Here is a 14,878-nt window from a genome sequence, read left to right as displayed (position 1 = left end):
TCGCTGGCGCTCGTCGGCCCGACGACCAACGGTGCTCTGTTGACTGGTGAGCTCGCCAGCTCGCTCACTTCTGGCCTCCGGTGGCGCGCAGCTCGAGGACGGCGACGGTGTCGGGCGACAGGCCGCGCGCGGCGGACTGCACCTGGTCGGGGGTGACCGCGGCCAGCCGGGCGGCGAGCTCGCCGGCCAGCTCGGCGCGGCCGTGGACGAGCTCCGCCGCGGCGAAGCCGAGGGTGCGGCCGAGCACCGAGTCGGCCTGGTGCAGCAGCTGCGCCTCGGCGCGGGCCTGCACCCGGGCGAGCTCGTCGGCGCCGACGCCGTCCGTGGCGATGCGGGCGATCTCCTCGTGCACGGCGGCCTGCACCCGGTCGGTCGGGACGTCGGCCGGGTGGTGCACCTGGGTGACCAGCAACGTGGCGTCGCGGACGTCGAACGGGTCGCCGAACAGGCCGAGGTAGCTGCTCTGCCCGACGGCGAGCTGCTCGTCGTGCAGCAGCCGGCGCTCCAGCCGGGAGGCGTCGCCCTCGCTGAGCACCTCGGCGAGCAGGACGCTGCCGAGGTAGGTGTCCAGGTCACCGACCGGGTCGGGCACCCGCCAGCCCAGCGCGACCGCCGGGGCGGGGGCCAGCGCGTCCTCGACCACGCCGCGCCGGACGGCGGTGGCCGACGGCTCGCCGAACACCGGCACCGGCGGCGCGGGGCGGGCGGCGACCGGGTCGAACCAGCGGCGCACCAGCTTCTCGGTCTCCGTGACGTCCAGGTCGCCGCCGATGCACAGCACCGCGTTGGCCGGGGCGTAGTAGCGGTCGAAGAAGTCCAGCGCGTCGTCGACGGTGGAGGACTCCAGGTCGACGAACGAGCCGTAGCCGTCGTGCGTGTTGGCGAACGTCTCGAACGCGACCTCGGGCAGCTGCAGCCACGGGAAGGCGCCGTACGGCCGGTTGAGCACGTTGACCCGGATCTCCTCCTTCACCACGTCGATCTGGTTGCGGAGGTTCTCCTCGGTGATCGCCGGCGCGGCCATCCGGTCGGCCTCGAGGAACAGCGCGCGCTCGAGCGCCTCGCTGGGCAGCGCCTCGAAGTAGTTGGTGTAGTCCTGGTGCGTCGACCCGTTGAAGGTGCCGCCGGCCGCCTGCACCAGCCGGGCGTGCTCCATCTTCGGGACGTGCGCCGAGCCCTGGAACATCATGTGCTCGAACAGGTGCGCGAAGCCGGTGCGGCCCGGCGGCTCGGAGCGCATGCCGACGTCGTAGAAGACGCTGACGGCGACGACGGGGACGCTGCGGTCTGGTGCCAGGACGACCCGCAGCCCGTTGTCGAGGGTGAAGCGCTCGACGGGGTGGCGCAGCGTCAGGTCGGACCCATCAGATGTCACGCCTGCGACCCTAACCGCGGTGGACGACACGCCGCCGCCGGGACCATGACCCTGTCGTCCTTCCGGACGACACCGCGACCAGGTGCCGTCCCCGGCCGCCGCGGAGCCGCTGCCGCCCTTCCTCGCGGAACCCTCCGGGCCCCACTCGTCAGAGCGACGGCGCTGCGCGCCGGGCCGTCCCCCGCCTACAACACATCGACGTCGTCGATGACGCGGTCGATGACGCCGTACAGCTCGGCGTGGGTGTTGGGGATCGACAGGTAGAGCAGCGCCGGGAACTCGGTGCCGACGTCGATGAGCAGCAGCGCGGCCCGCTCGCCGGTGGAGTCGTAGCCGGGGGTGTCCCAGGCCAGCTCGAACTCGTAGACCCAGGCGGCGTGGTCGTCGACGGTCAGCGCCTCGTCGCGGCGTACGGTGCGCTCGTTGGGCTGCGGGTAGTGCTGCACCCGGACGTCGTCGGCGATCGCGTGCACCGTCGTCTCCAGCGACCCCGTCCCGGTCCAGCCGTACGCCGGGGTGAGCGGCCCGGAGGTGCACTGGGCGATGAACGGCCCGGTGCCGTCGGGCAGGTCCTCCTGGGTGACGAAGTACTGCCCGGCCGTCGTCACCGTCTCGACCTGCGGCCCGAGGTCGTACTCGTACCAGCCGTTGCCGAGGTACGGGTAGGAGATCCCGGCCGACTGGTCGAAGATCCGGACCGTGCCGGGCGGGAACCCGCTGCGCGAGGTCCCGGACTGGGTCGGCAGGGCGGCCGGGCCGCCGCTCCCCCGGTCCCGGGTGGAGACCAGGACGCCGACCAGCACCAGGACCAGCACCACCCCGAGCGCGCCGAGGCCGACGAGCAGCCCGGTCCGCCGGCGCGGGCGGGGCGGCGGCTCCGGCCACTCCTCCCAGACAGAGGTCTGCGCCGGGGGCGCGGGGTGGCGCTCGAACGCCTCGCCCACCCGCACCCCCGGACCGGCGGGGGTGGTGACGTCGGACCACCGGCCGCCGTCCCACCAGCGCACCAGCCCGGCCCCGCCGTCGGGGTCGGGGTACCAGCCCGGTGGCGGGGCGGCGCCGGGTCCGCTCGTCACGGTGCGGTCATCGGGGCGTCAGCGGCGGACGGAGGCCAGCTCGCGCCAGAGGTGCGCCGCCGCCTCCGCGCCGCGGTGCAGCTGCGAGAGCAGGACCCGCTCGTTGGGCGAGTGGATGCGGTCGGTGGGCAGGCCCGCGCCGAGGAAGACCAGCGGGGCGCCCAGCTGCTCGGCGAGGTCGGCCTCGGGGCCGCTGCCGCCCTCCTTCATGAACAGCACCTGGTCGGGCTCGCTGTCCCAGCCCTGGGCGATGGCCCGCAGCAGCGCGTCCATGTACGGCGAGTCGAGGTCGCTGGCGCAGGGGGCGACGCCACCGGCCGGCACGTGGACGTCGGCCTCGATGCCCTCGGGCAGGTTCGCCTCGACCCACGCCTGGACCATCGGCCCGATCTCCTCCGGCCGCTGGTCCGCGACCAGCCGGAAGGTGATCTTGGCGTGCGACTCGGCCGGGATGATCGTCTTGTGGCCGGGACCCTGGTAGCCGCCCCACATGCCGTTGACCTCGGCGGTCGGGCGGGCGCCGATGCGCTCCTGGGTGCTGAAACCGGCCTCGCCGGTGGTGGTCCGCGAGGCGGCCGGGCCGGCCAGCCAGGCGGCCTCGTCGAAGGGCACCCGGCCCATCAGCTCGCGCTCGCGGTCGGACAGCGGGCGCACCTTGTCGTAGAAGCCCGGTAGCGTGACCCTGCCGTCGGCGTCGTGCAGCGACGCGACCAGCTCGGCGAGGGCGTGCAGCGGGTTGGGGACGGCGCCGCCGAACGAGCCGGAGTGCAGGTCGACCGCGGGCCCGCGCAGGGTGATCTCGGCGTCGGCCAGGCCGCGCATGCCCGTGACGGCGCTGGGCAGGTCGGGGGCGGCCATGCCGGTGTCGCTGACCACGACGACGTCGCAGTCGAGCCGGTCGCGCCGCTCGCGCAGCAGGTCGGCGAAGTACGGGGAGCCGGACTCCTCCTCGCCCTCGATGACCAGCTTCACCGTGACGGCGGGGGTGTCGCGACCGGTGGCGGCCAGGTGGGCGCGCATGCCGAGCAGGTGGAACGCGACGTTGCCCTTGTCGTCGATGGCGCCGCGGGCGTGCAGCTCGGTGCCGTCGGGGCCTTCGACGCGGGTCGGCTCGAACGGCGGGTGCTCCCACAGCTCGACCGGGTCGACCGGCTGGACGTCGTGGTGGCCGTAGACCAGCGCGACCGGAGCGCCGGCGTCGGCGGACGGCCACTCGGCGAAGACCGCGGGCGCGCCCGGGGTCTCCCAGACCTCGACGGTCGGGAAGCCGGTGCGGCGCAGCGCCTCGGCCAGCCACTCGGCACTCGCGCGGACGTCGCCGGCGTGCGCGGGGTCCGCGGAGATCGACGGGATCCGCAGCCAGGCGTCGAGGTCGGCGTGCAGGTCGTCCAGGTGGGCGGTGACGAAGTCGCGTTCGGCGGAGCTGCTCACGGCCCTGACGGTATCCCGCGGCCCTGTCGGCCCCGACGCGTCCGGGCGGCTAGGTTGCCCGCATGGGAGCGGGCAGCCTGCAGGTCGACCTCGGCGACCTGACGTTCGACGTCCGGACCGACGGACCGGAGGACGGGCAGCCGGTGCTGCTCCTCCACGGCTTCCCGGAGACGTCGCTGTCGTGGTCGGCGGTGATGCCGCTGCTCGCCGACGCCGGGCTGCGCTGCTACGCACCCGACCAGCTGGGCTACTCCCCCGGCGCGCGGCCGGACGAGGTGGGCGCCTACGCGCTGCCGAACCTGGTGCAGGTGACGGCGGACCTGATGACGGCGCTGGACGCCCCGGTCGCCGACGTCGTCGGGCACGACTGGGGCGCGAACGTGGCGTGGGGGCTGGCGGCCTGGCACCCCGACCGGGTGCGCACGCTGACCGCGGTCTCGGTGCCGCACCCGACCGCGTACACGCTGGCCTACCGCGCCGATCCGGAGCAGAAGGAGCGGTCGGGGTACATCAAGCTATTCTGGCAGGCCGGCAAGGCGGAGCAGGTGCTGCTCGAGGACGACGCCCGGCGGCTGCGGAAGATGCTCGACGCGCCCGGTCTGCCGGACGAGGCGGTCGACGCCTACGTCGAGGTGCTGGGCGCGCCGGGGGCGCTGACCGCCGCGCTGAACTGGTACCGGGCGATGGACTCCGGCACCCGGGTCGACCCGGTCGAGGTGCCGACGACGTACGTGTGGAGCGACGGCGACGTGCCGATCGGCCGGATCGCCGCGGAGGCGTGCGCGGACCAGGTCACCGGCGACTACAAGTTCGTCGAGCTCCCGGACGTGACCCACTGGGTCCCGGAGCAGGCGCCCGAGGCGCTGGCCCGCGCGGTGCTCGACCGCATCGCCACCGGCCGCCGCTGACGGCGGAGCGGGGTGGGACGTCGCGTCCCACCCCGCTCCGGGTGTTCCTCAGGGGCGGTCGCCCGGCCGGTCGGGCTGCGCGCTCAGCCCCAGCTCTGCGACGACCACGCCTCGTCGCGCCACATACGGGCCGACCAGGACTCGTCGCGCCACATCCGGGCCGACCACGCCTCGTCCCGCCACATCCGGGCCGACCACGTGCCGTCCCGCCACATCCGGGCCGACCAGTCGTCGTCGGAGGTGACCGCCTCGGCGGTCTGCGTCCACGTCGCCGTGGGCCACGCCCGCTGCGCCTTGCCGTTCTTGACCCAGCCCCGGCCGGTCAGCGTGGTGCCGAGCCAGGTCCCGTCCTTCCACGACTTCTTCCTGTCGGTCTGCTTCGCCCAGCGCGAGCCGTTCCAGCTCTGCCCGAAGACGTCGACCTCACCGGTGAGCGCCTCGTCGCCGATCGCGACGTGCGCGGTGCCGCGGGCGGCCTCCAGCGAGCCGGTGCCCGTGCCCCAGCCCGTCGACGGCGCCGGCCGGATGGGGGCCAGCTTGAGCACCTGGTCGAACATCTTCTTCAGGTCGGTCCTGCCGGCACCGCCCATCTTCGCGGAGGTGCGCAGCAGCCCGCTGGCGTTGTCCTGCAGCAGCATCTTGACCTGGTCGGGCTTGAGCGCCGGGTTCGCCTGCAGGAGCAGCGCGACCTCACCGCTGACCACGGCGGCGGCCTGGGAGGTGCCCGACGCCTTCGCGAACCGCGAGCCGACCCGCGCCTGCGGGTTCGCCGCGTCGGCGGTGCCGTCCGGCACGCGCAGACCCAGCACTGAGACACCGGGGGCGACGACGTCGACGTGCCGGGCGTCGGTGCCGTGCGTCGACCAGGACGGCACGGTGTCGTCGGTGGCCGAGACGGTGCCGGCGCTGTCCATGGCGCCGACCGCGATGACGTGCGGGTCGCTGGCGGGGTTGGCGAGGGTCTTGCTCGTGTCGCCGTCGTTGCCGCCCGCGGCGACCACCACGATGCCGTGCTGCCAGGCGTTCTCGACCGCGAAGGCCAGCGGGTCGACCAGGCTCGGCTGCACCGAGTCGGTGCCGTACGACAGGTTGATCACCCGGATCTTCAGGTCGTCGGCGTGCTGCACCACCCAGTCGATGCCGGCGATCACCTGCGTCACGTCGACCGCGCCGTTGACGGCCCCGACCTTGACGTTGACCAGCGTGGCGTCCGGAGCGATGCCGTGCCAGTTGTCCGGGTCGGTGTAGGACAGGGCAGGGCCCTCGGCGTCCCGGCCGGCGATGATGCTGCCCAGGTGCGTGCCGTGGCCGAAGCCGTCGGTGTACGCGGTGTCCGCCTGCTGGCTGTCGAAGGACAGGTCCGGCCCGTTGACGACGTTGCCGCTGGTGAGCCCCGGCACCTGCGCCACACCCGTGTCGATCAGCGCGACCCCGACGCCCTTGCCGGTGATGCCGGCGGCGTAGAGGTCCTGCGCGCCGACCACCTTCGCCACGTTGTGGAGCGAGCCCTTGTCCGCCACCGGGTCGTAGCCCAGCGAGCTGTTGTCGGCGGCCTGGGCCACGCCGGTGCCGGCGCCGAGGACGGCGGCGGCCAGGGCGGACGTCGCGACGGTCGCCGCCGCGCCGCGGCGGAGCACCCGCCTGCGCCCACCGGCCGTCGCTCGGGAGTCGAGATCGGTCACGTTCAGTCACCCCATGATCTGCCACTGTGACGGTCAAGCCGCCGCACGCTGCTGCGCTGCACGCTCAGTAACAGGACTCTGACGGTCCGTGTCAGCAGTCACCGGCGCACGTGCACCCCAACGGAGGACTCCCGACCCACCCCGAGGGGGTGAGCAGGAGCCGCCGGCCCCTCAAGGGCGCTCCGGCGGCCCGTCGGGCGTCCCTCGCCTGCCGTCACGGTCCGTCGTCGGCGACGCCGTCCCGGTGCGCCCGGTGACGACACACGGCGTCCGGCGGAGGCCCCGTCCCGGGTCGCCGCCACCGTGCGGCCGACGGCGACACTGGTGCCCTCGTGGAGGGAGCTCCCCATGGCGTGGAACCTGAGGGGCAGCTACGTCGAGACCTGCTCGTGCGAGCTCATGTGCCCCTGCAACCTGACATTCGACCACGGCGCCACCTACGACTACTGCCGCGCGACCCTGGCGTTCACCGTCCGGGACGGCCAGGTCGACGGCACCGATGTCGCCGGGCGGCGGGTCGTCACGATCATCGACACGCCCAAGGTGATGACCGACGGCAACTGGCGGCTGGGGATGTTCGTCGACGACGGCGCGTCCGACGAGCAGTTCGACGCGCTCGTCGGGGTGTTCAGCGGTCGGCTCGCGGGCCGATGGCCCTGCTGGCGCCGCTGGTCGGCGAGGTCGTCGGCGTCGAGCGGGCAGCCATCGAGCTGCGCGACGAGGGCGGCCGGCACAGCGTCCGGGTGGGTGGTGCCATCGACTTCGAGATCGAGGACATCGTGCCGTTCGGGGTGGAGACCGGGGAGCCGGTCCGCTTCGACCGCATGTTCCACCCGGTCGGGTCGAACCTGACGATGGCCGAGGGCCGCCGGTCGCGGATCGACGCCTTCGGCATCCGGTACGAGGGGAAGACCGGGCTGTCGACCGACGAGTTCGCCTGGTCCGGCTGACCGGGCCGCACCGTGCAGCGCCTCGCCGACGACCTCACCGTGGCTCTCGGTGCCGCGCGGCTCCGGCTCGGGTTGGTCGCGACGCTGGTCGCGCTGGCCGCGATCGGCTGGTGGTGGACCGCGGACCGGATGCGAGGCATGGACGCCGGACCGTGGACCGCGCTGGGCACGCTGGGGTGGTTCCTCGGCGTCTGGGTCGTGATGATGGCCGCGATGATGTTCCCGTCGGTCGCCCCGACGGTCGCGCTGTACGCGCGGATGACCCGCGACCGGTGGCCGGCCCGGGCGTTCGTGTTCGCCGGTGGTTACCTGCTCACCTGGGCGCTGGCCGGACTGGTGGCCTTCGCGATCGCTGCCGGGCTGGGCCGGCTGCCCGGTGACCCGCTCGCGTGGGATGCGTCGGGACGCCCCGCCGCGGCCACCACCCTGCTGGTCGCCGCCGCGTACGAGCTGACCCCGCTGAAGAACGCGTGCCTGTCCCGGTGCCGCAGCCCGCTGGGGTTCCTGCTGGGCAACTGGCGGGACGGCTGGGCGGGGGCCGTGCGGATGGGTGGCCGCAACGGTGCGTGGTGCGTCGGCTGCTGCTGGGCGCTGATGGCCTCGCTGTTCGCGCTCGGAGTGATGAGCGTCCTCTGGATGGCGGTGGTCGCCGGCGTCATCGCGGTCGAGAAGACCCTGCCGTGGCGGCGCGCGGCCACCTGGGGGACCGCGGCGCTGCTCCTCGCGCTGGGGGTGCTGCTGCTGGTCGCTCCTGACGCCGTACCGGGGCTGACCGTGCCCGGCGCCGGTGGCATGCCGGCGATGGGCTGACGTCCCGCGGGCCCGCCCACCGTCGTGCACCGATCGTCGGTTGCCGCGGCAACGCGGAGCGCGACAGTGGGCGCGGAGTGCCAGCTCGCGGGCGTCGAACTGGCTGTCCGCGCACGCTGTTGCCGACCGTCCACGTCAGGCGGTGCCGGTGACCAGGGCGAGCAGGCCGGCCTCGTCGAGCAGGTCCACCGGGCGCAGGGTGGTGTTGGCCGCGACGTGGTGGAAGCCGGCGCTCACCCGCTCCACCGGCACGCCGGTCAGCCGCGACCAGCCGAGCCGGTAGGCGGCGAGCTGCACGCCGGCGGCGGCGAGCTCCGCGGGCGCGGGCACCGGGCCGGTCTTCCAGTCGATGACCTCGAACCCCCCGTCGGGCGTCGCGAACACCGCGTCGATCCGGCCCCGCAGCGTCAGCGGACCCAGCGGCGTCTCGAACGGCGCCTCGACGTCCACCGGCTGGCGGTCGGCCCAGACGCTGGCCAGGAACGCCGCCTGCAGCGCGGTCAGCTGCTCGTCGGGCGCGGCCAGCGCGTCACCGGCGCCGGGCAGCTCGTCGAGGTCGATCAGCCGGGAGGCACCGAACCGCTCCTCCAGCCACGCGTGGAACGCCGTCCCCCGCCGGGCCAGCGGCGCGGGCGCCGCCGGCATCGGCCGGCGCAGCCGACGCGCGAGCCCGGCCGGGTCGCGGCGCAGCGCGACCAGCTCGGACACCGACAGGTGCGCCGGCAGCGGGACGTCGACGGTGCCCCGCGAGTGCTCGGCCCGCTCACGCAGCAGCAGGTCGGCGTCACGCACCCACTCGGCCACCACCGGGTCGTCGCCGGCGCCCAGCGCCACCTCGCTGAGCGGGTGCGGGCTCGCCGACCCGACCAGCTCGGCGGCCGCGGTCAGCGCCCGCCGCCGGTTGATGGACAGCGGGTCGGCCGGCCACACGCCGATCGGCCACTCGGCCAGCGCCGGGTTCTCCGCGTCGTCCGGCGGCGCGGGCGCCCAGCGGTCGACGACCCCCGCGCCGTCGTCGCACGCCTGCTTGACCGCCTGCAGCAGCGTCGACGGCCCGCACACGCTCTTGCCGTCGCGCCACCAGCTGCCCGAGCACAGCAGCAGCCGCTTGGCCCGGGTGACGGCCACGTAGCCCAGCCGGATCTCCTCGGCCAGGCCGAAGTCCTTCCAGTCGGCCACGTAGTCGTCCAGCGCGTCGCGGACGGCGGTCTGGTCACCGGACCCGGGCACCGGCAGCCTCAGCTGCGGCAGCTCGGCGCGGTCGGTGGTGCGCAGGTCGACCGGCACGGCGCCGGGGTCCTTGATCCACGAGTCGGAGGCGTCGGGCTTGGCCGGGAACTGGTTGACGGTGAGCCCGGGGACGGCGACGACGTCCCACTCCAGGCCCTTGGACGAGTGCCCGGTGAGCAGCTGCACCGCCTCCGGGTTGACCGCCACCTCACCCGGCTCCAGACCCCGCTCGCGCACCTCCGCGTCGGAGAGGTAGCCGAGGAACGCCGGGAGCGAGGGCAGCTCGGCCAGCTCGGTGAACTGGGCGGCGACCTGGTGCAGCTGGTCGAGGTGGATGCGGGCGCCGCCGGGGCTGACATCGGGGTGGCTGGCCAGCTCGGTCTCCAGCCCCAGCACCCGCACGACCTCGTCGACCAGGTCGGGCAGCGACTCCCCCAGCCGCCCCCGCAGCGCGGCCAGCTCACCGCCGAGCCGGCGCAGCCGGCGGAACCCCTCGGCCGAGTACTGCTCCGGCCGGCCCAGGTCGTCGAGCGACTCGACGATGCTGCCGCGCTCGCGGGGCGGGGTCGGCTGACCGGGCTGCGGCTCCGGGGCGGGGGTGCGCTCGCGCACCAGGTCGCGGGCGCGGCGCTCCAGCGCCTGCAGGTCGCGCGGGCCGATCCGCCAGCGGGCGCCGGTGAGCAGCCGGCCCAGCGCGTCCCCGGCGGTCGGGTCGACGAGCACGCGGAGCGTGGCGACGACGTCGGACACCTCCGGGACGTCGAGCAGCCCGCCCAGGCCCACGACCTCGACCGGCAGCCCGCGCTCGCGCAGCGCGGCGGCGATGCCGGGCAGCTGCGCGCGGCGGCGGGCCAGGACGGCGACCGACGGCTTGGGCTCGCGGTGCCACTCGGCGGCCAGCCGGTCGGCGAGCGCCTCGGTCTCCTCGGCGACGGTGTCGTGGAGCGCGACGTGCACCTCGCCCGGCCCGGCGACCGGCGACGCGGTGAGGTCGGGCAGCGGCTGCTCCGGCGCGGGCAGCATCGCCGACACCGCGTTGGCGATGGCCAGCACCGCGCGGTCGTTGCGCCACGACGTCGACAGGGTGAGCCGCTCCGCGGGGCGCTCGGGGGTGCCGGGGAAGGTCCGGTCGAACCGTTCGATGGTGCCGGCCGACGCGCCGCGCCAGCCGTAGATCGACTGCCGCGGGTCGCCGACGGCGAGCACCGGGTGCCCGCCCGGCCCGCCGAACAGGGCCTCCAGCATCCGCAGCTGACCCACGCTGGTGTCCTGGTACTCGTCGAGCAGCACGACCCGCCAGCGGGCCCGCTCGCGGCGGCCGACCTCCGGCGAGGTGACCGCGACCCGGGCGGCGTGGGCGACCTGGTCGGCGTAGTCGATCGCGCCGGCCGCCCGCTTGCGGGCCTCGAACGCCTCGACCATCGGCAGCAGCGCCACCCGGGCCCGCTGCCGGGCGAGCATGTCCGCTACGCCCGCGTACGGGCCCTCCTTGCGCGGGGCGTCCGGGTAGCCGCGCACCTGGGACTCCAGCCTCGCCGTCCAGGCGCGCAGCCGGGCGGGGCTGACGTCGTGCTCGCCGAGCTCGGCGGCCAGCTGCAGCACGTCCTCGGTGGTGGTGACCAGGCCGAGGTTGACGTCGCTCATGTCGCCGGTGTGCGCGGCGACGACGGTGGCCGCCTGCCCCCAGCACATCGCCGGGCCGAGCACGCCGGAGCCGGGCTCGACACCGATCCGCAGGCCGTGCTCGGCGACGATGCCGGCCGCGTAGCCGTGGTAGGTGGCCACGGTGGGCGCCGCGACCGTGAGCCGCTCGCGGAGCTCCGCGGGGGTGTCGGGGTGCCGGGCCAGCGCGCCGAGCCGCAGCCGCACGCGCGCGTTGAGCTCGCTGGCCGCCTTGCGGGTGAACGTCAGGCCGAGCACCGCCTCCGGCGCGACGAGCTGGTTGGCCACCAGCCAGGCGACGCGCGCGGCCATCGTCTCGGTCTTGCCCGACCCGGCGCCGGCGACGACGACCAGCGGCCGGTCGACCGGCGCCTCGACGACGCCGGCCTGCTCCGGCGATGGCGCGTAGGACAGCCCGCACCGCTCGGCCACCTCGGCGGGGGTGAGCAGCCGCGGCAGCTCCGGCTCCGCGACCGGGCCCAGCCCCGGCAGGTCGAAGCTCAACTGGCTCATCGGGTCACCTGCCGGCCGCTCTCCTGCATCGGGCAGCTGCGGCGGAACGCGCAGCGGTCGCAGTCGGTGTCGGTGCGGGCGACGAAGCTGCCCCCACCCATGCCCTCGCCGACGGTGGCCAGCAGCTCGCCGGCCCACGTCTCGCCGGGGTCGACGTCGGCGGGCAGCGGCGGTTGGGAGTGCTCCTTGGCGGCCTTCTGCGCGCCGCCGACCTGCAGCAGCGCCGCGCCACCGGTCGCCGTCCCGTGCTCGGCGAACGCGCCCTCGGCGACGGCCACCTGGTAGGCGGCGAGCTGGCCGTGGGTGTCGACGTCCTTGGGCGCTGTCTTGCCGGTCTTGATGTCGACGACGACCAGCCGGCCGTCGCGGTCGCGCTCCAGCCGGTCGACCTGGCCGCGCAGCCGGGCGCGGCCGACCGTGACGTCGAAGTCCTCCTCGGCGGCGACCAGCTCGCGGTCGGCGCGGCGGTGCCAGGCGATGAACTTGGCGAGCATCTCCTGCGCGCGGTCGCGCTGGCGCTGGTCGAACCAGCCGGGCCCGAGGTCGAGCCCGTCGAGCTCGGCGTCCAGCACGGCCGCGGCGTCGGCGGGCGGCAGGCCCTCGGCCACCTGCTGGGCGACGTCGTGCACCGCGGAGCCGACGGTGCGGGTGGCCTCCGGGGCCGCCTCGGCGCCGACCGCGCCGAGCACCCAGCGCAGCGGGCAGCGCTGGAAGGTGTCGATCGCCGAGGGGCGCACCGGGACGACGGCGTCCGGGTCGACCAGCGGGGCGTCGTCGCTCAGCGGCGCGAGCCCCCACCAGCCGGCCGGGTGCGCGCCGGGCACCCGCTCGTCGGCGAGCCGGCGGAGCACCGCCGCCGCGCTGGACCGGCGGGGTGCCGGGGTGTGCGGATCGGTGAGCGCCCGGCGCAGCTCGGCCACCAGCGCGGGCAGGGTGAGCTGCCGGGGCAGCGGGGTGTGCGGCCGCACGCCGTCGGAGCCGGCCGGCGGCGGGGCGATCAGGTCGAGGAACCGGGACGCCGTGGCGCCGTCGTCGCCGCCCTCGAGCCCCCCGTCGACGGCGGTGACGACCAGCCGCCGGCGGGCGCGGGTGCACGCGACGTAGAACAGCCGGCGCTCCTCGGCCAGCGCCAGGGTGCGCCGGTCGAGCGCGGCGGGGTCGACCCCGGCGGCGGCGTCGACGAGGTCCTCGGCACCCAGCAGGCTGGCGCGGGCGCGGAGGTCCGGCCACACGCCCTCCTGCACGCCGGCGACGCACACCAGGTCCCACTCCAGGCCCTTGGAGGCGTGCGCGGTGAGCAGCCGCACCGTCTCGCCGGTCGGCGCGCGGGCGGCGCCGCTGTCGCCGGGCAGCTGCTGGGCGGCCAGGTGCGCGACGAAGGCGCCCACCCCGGCGTGCGGGAGGCGGTCGACGAAGGCACCGGCCGCGTCGAACAGCGCCACCACCGCGTCGAGGTCGCGGTCGGCCACGGCACCGGACGGGCCGCCGGCCGCGCTGGCCCGCGCCCACTTCGGCCCCAGCCCGCTGGCCTGCCACATGCCCCACAGCACGTCCTCGGCGCTGCCGCCGCCGGTCAGCGCGAGCCGGCCGGCCGACAGCACCGCCGCGACCCGGGTGGCCGGGCGGGCCAGGTGGGCGGGCACGGCGTCGAGGAGGGTGGCGTCGGCGAGCACCGCGGCCAGCGGGGCGCCGCGCAGGGCGGGCTCTCCCCCACGGCTGACGAGCTCGCGGCGCACGGCGCGGCGCAGCCGGCGCAGGTCGAGCACGGTGGCGCCGCCCAGTGGGGAGGCCAGCACCGCCTCCGCGCCGGCCTCGTCGAAGCCGGCCTCCAGCGGCAGCTCCGCGTCGGGCTGCGCCGGGTCGCGCCGCGGTGTGAGCAGCGCCGAGACGGCGGCCAGCAGCGGCTGCACCGCCGTCTGGGCGGCCAGCGCGACGTCGTCGGCGGAGACCGCGACCGGTACCCCGGCCTGGGTGAGCGCCCGCCGGACCGGGCCGAGGCCGGTGGCCGCCGAGCGGACGACGACGGCCATCTGCGACCACGGCACCCCGTCGAGCAGGTGCGCGCGGCGCATCGTGTCGGCGAGGAACGCCGCCTCCACGGCGGCGGAGTCGAAGACGTGCACCTCCGCGGTGCCCGGGTCGCTGCCGGCCGCGGCCTGCAGCCGCCGGTGCTCCCACGGACCGGGCAGCCCCTCGGCCACCCGCCGGCTCACCGCGAGCAGCTCCGCGCCGGACCGGCGGCAGACGCCCAGCGACAGCCGGCCGGCAGCCCGTCCGTCGCGGTGCCGGAAGCGGGTGGGGAACTCGACGATGCCCGTGGGGTCGGCGCCGCGGAAGGCGTAGATCGCCTGGTCGGGATCACCGACGGCCACCAGGTTGCCGCCACCACCGGCCAGCAGGTCCAGCAGCTCCACCTGGGCGGGGTCGGTGTCCTGGTACTCGTCGACGAACAGCCAGCCCGCCCGCTGCCGCTCCTCGCGCAGCAGGTCGGGGTCGTCGCGGAGCTCGTCGATGGCGGTGCGCACCAGCTCGGCGGGGTCGTAGCCGCTCGCCCCGCCCCGGGCGGCGGTGGCGAACGCGCTCACCCCGGCGTACTGGTCGGCGAACTGCGCGGCGGCCACCCAGTGCGGCAGCCCGCGCTCGCGCCCCCACTCGGCGAGCAGGCCGGGGTCGATGCCGCGCTCGGTGGCCCGCAGCAGCAGCTCGCGCAGCTCGTTGCGGAAGCCGTCGGTGCGCAGCGCGGCGGCCAGCTCGTCGGGCCAGCGGACCACGCCGTCCTCGTCGGCGTCACCGCGCAGCAGCTCGTCGACCACCGCGTCCTGCTCGGCGGCGGTGAGCAGCCGGGGCGCCGGCTCGCCGCGCAGCAGCGCCGCCCGCCGGAGTACGCCGAACGCGTAGGAGTGGAAGGTGCGCGCGACCGGCTCGCGGATCGTCTGCCCGACCCGGGCGGTGATCCGGGTGCGCAGCTCCGCGGCGGCCTTGCGGCTGAACGTCAGCACGAGGACCTGCTCGGGGTCGACGCCGCGCTCGATGCGGGTCGCGACCGCCTCCACGATCGTCGTGGTCTTGCCGGTGCCGGGGCCGGCCAGCACCAGCAGCGGCCCGCCCGGGTGGTCGACGACGGCCTGCTGGGTGGGGTCGAGCGCCGGCCGCGGCGCGGCCGCGACCGGCTCGGGCTGCACCAGCCGGTAGACCGGTGCCGTCTCCTGCAGCTCTGCCGTGTCCCCCCGCACCTCTCGAT

The 14,878-nt window shown here is 75.8% G+C and carries 8 protein-coding genes and 1 pseudogene; 3 read left to right on the top strand and 6 right to left on the bottom strand.

Features of this window, described 5'->3' with window-relative positions; translation table 11 throughout:
• Positions 1-64: 64 nt before the first annotated feature.
• The 3 genes from AB0J00_RS04435 to AB0J00_RS04425 all read right to left on the bottom strand — a co-directional run bounded on the left by AB0J00_RS04435 (position 65) and on the right by AB0J00_RS04425 (position 3,882).
• Complete coding sequence (locus tag AB0J00_RS04435) at positions 65-1,375, bottom strand: pitrilysin family protein (RefSeq protein WP_357740729.1); 1,311 nt, start codon at positions 1,373-1,375, stop codon at positions 65-67.
• Between the two features lie 185 nt (positions 1,376-1,560).
• Positions 1,561-2,451, bottom strand: a complete 891-nt coding sequence (locus AB0J00_RS04430; protein ID WP_357740726.1) for a DUF2510 domain-containing protein — start codon at positions 2,449-2,451, stop codon at positions 1,561-1,563.
• Positions 2,452-2,469: 18 nt separating this feature from the next.
• A complete protein-coding gene (locus AB0J00_RS04425) occupies positions 2,470-3,882 on the bottom strand; it encodes a dipeptidase (RefSeq protein ID WP_357740724.1) in 1,413 nt (470 codons plus the stop codon).
• Positions 3,883-3,944: 62 nt separating this feature from the next.
• Between AB0J00_RS04425 and AB0J00_RS04420 the strand changes: the two genes are divergently transcribed.
• Complete coding sequence (locus AB0J00_RS04420; protein ID WP_357740721.1) at positions 3,945-4,790, top strand: alpha/beta hydrolase; 846 nt, start codon at positions 3,945-3,947, stop codon at positions 4,788-4,790.
• Positions 4,791-4,873: 83 nt separating this feature from the next.
• Here the strand turns inward: AB0J00_RS04420 and AB0J00_RS04415 are convergent, their stop codons facing one another.
• Positions 4,874-6,472, bottom strand: a complete 1,599-nt coding sequence (locus AB0J00_RS04415; RefSeq protein ID WP_357740718.1) for a S8 family serine peptidase — start codon at positions 6,470-6,472, stop codon at positions 4,874-4,876.
• A 348-nt stretch (positions 6,473-6,820) separates the two neighbouring features.
• On the opposite strand from AB0J00_RS04415, the pseudogene AB0J00_RS04410 reads away from it, so the two are divergent.
• Together AB0J00_RS04410 and AB0J00_RS04405 are read left to right on the top strand one after the other, a co-directional pair.
• Positions 6,821-7,422 (top strand): annotated as a pseudogene (locus AB0J00_RS04410) (DUF1326 domain-containing protein).
• A gap of 39 nt (positions 7,423-7,461) precedes the next feature.
• Positions 7,462-8,232, top strand: a complete 771-nt coding sequence (locus AB0J00_RS04405; protein WP_357740715.1) for a DUF2182 domain-containing protein — start codon at positions 7,462-7,464, stop codon at positions 8,230-8,232.
• A 135-nt stretch (positions 8,233-8,367) separates the two neighbouring features.
• Here AB0J00_RS04405 and AB0J00_RS04400 read toward each other — a convergent pair whose 3' ends face one another.
• Together AB0J00_RS04400 and AB0J00_RS04395 are read right to left on the bottom strand one after the other, a co-directional pair.
• On the bottom strand, positions 8,368-11,637 hold the full coding sequence (locus tag AB0J00_RS04400) for an ATP-dependent DNA helicase (protein WP_357740712.1): 3,270 nt from the start codon (positions 11,635-11,637) through the stop codon (positions 8,368-8,370).
• Positions 11,634-14,870, bottom strand: coding sequence for an ATP-dependent DNA helicase (locus AB0J00_RS04395; RefSeq protein WP_357740709.1), 3,237 nt, complete (start codon positions 14,868-14,870; stop codon positions 11,634-11,636). Before AB0J00_RS04395 ends, AB0J00_RS04400 begins: the two co-directional genes overlap by 4 nt.
• Positions 14,871-14,878 lie beyond the last annotated feature (8 nt).

This window comes from Modestobacter sp. NPDC049651, assembly GCF_040659695.1.
GTDB lineage: Bacteria > Actinomycetota > Actinomycetes > Mycobacteriales > Geodermatophilaceae > Modestobacter.
The sequence above is the reverse complement of the archived record's forward strand: the minus strand, read 5'-3'. Positions and strand labels throughout refer to the sequence as shown.

Coding starts and splice junctions, on each gene's coding strand:
- AB0J00_RS04420 (WP_357740721.1), top strand. CDS start 3,945: ATGGGAGCGGGCAGCCTGCAGGTCGACCTCGGCGACCTGACGTTCGAC.
- AB0J00_RS04400 (WP_357740712.1), bottom strand. CDS start 11,637: ATGAGCCAGTTGAGCTTCGACCTGCCGGGGCTGGGCCCGGTCGCGGAG.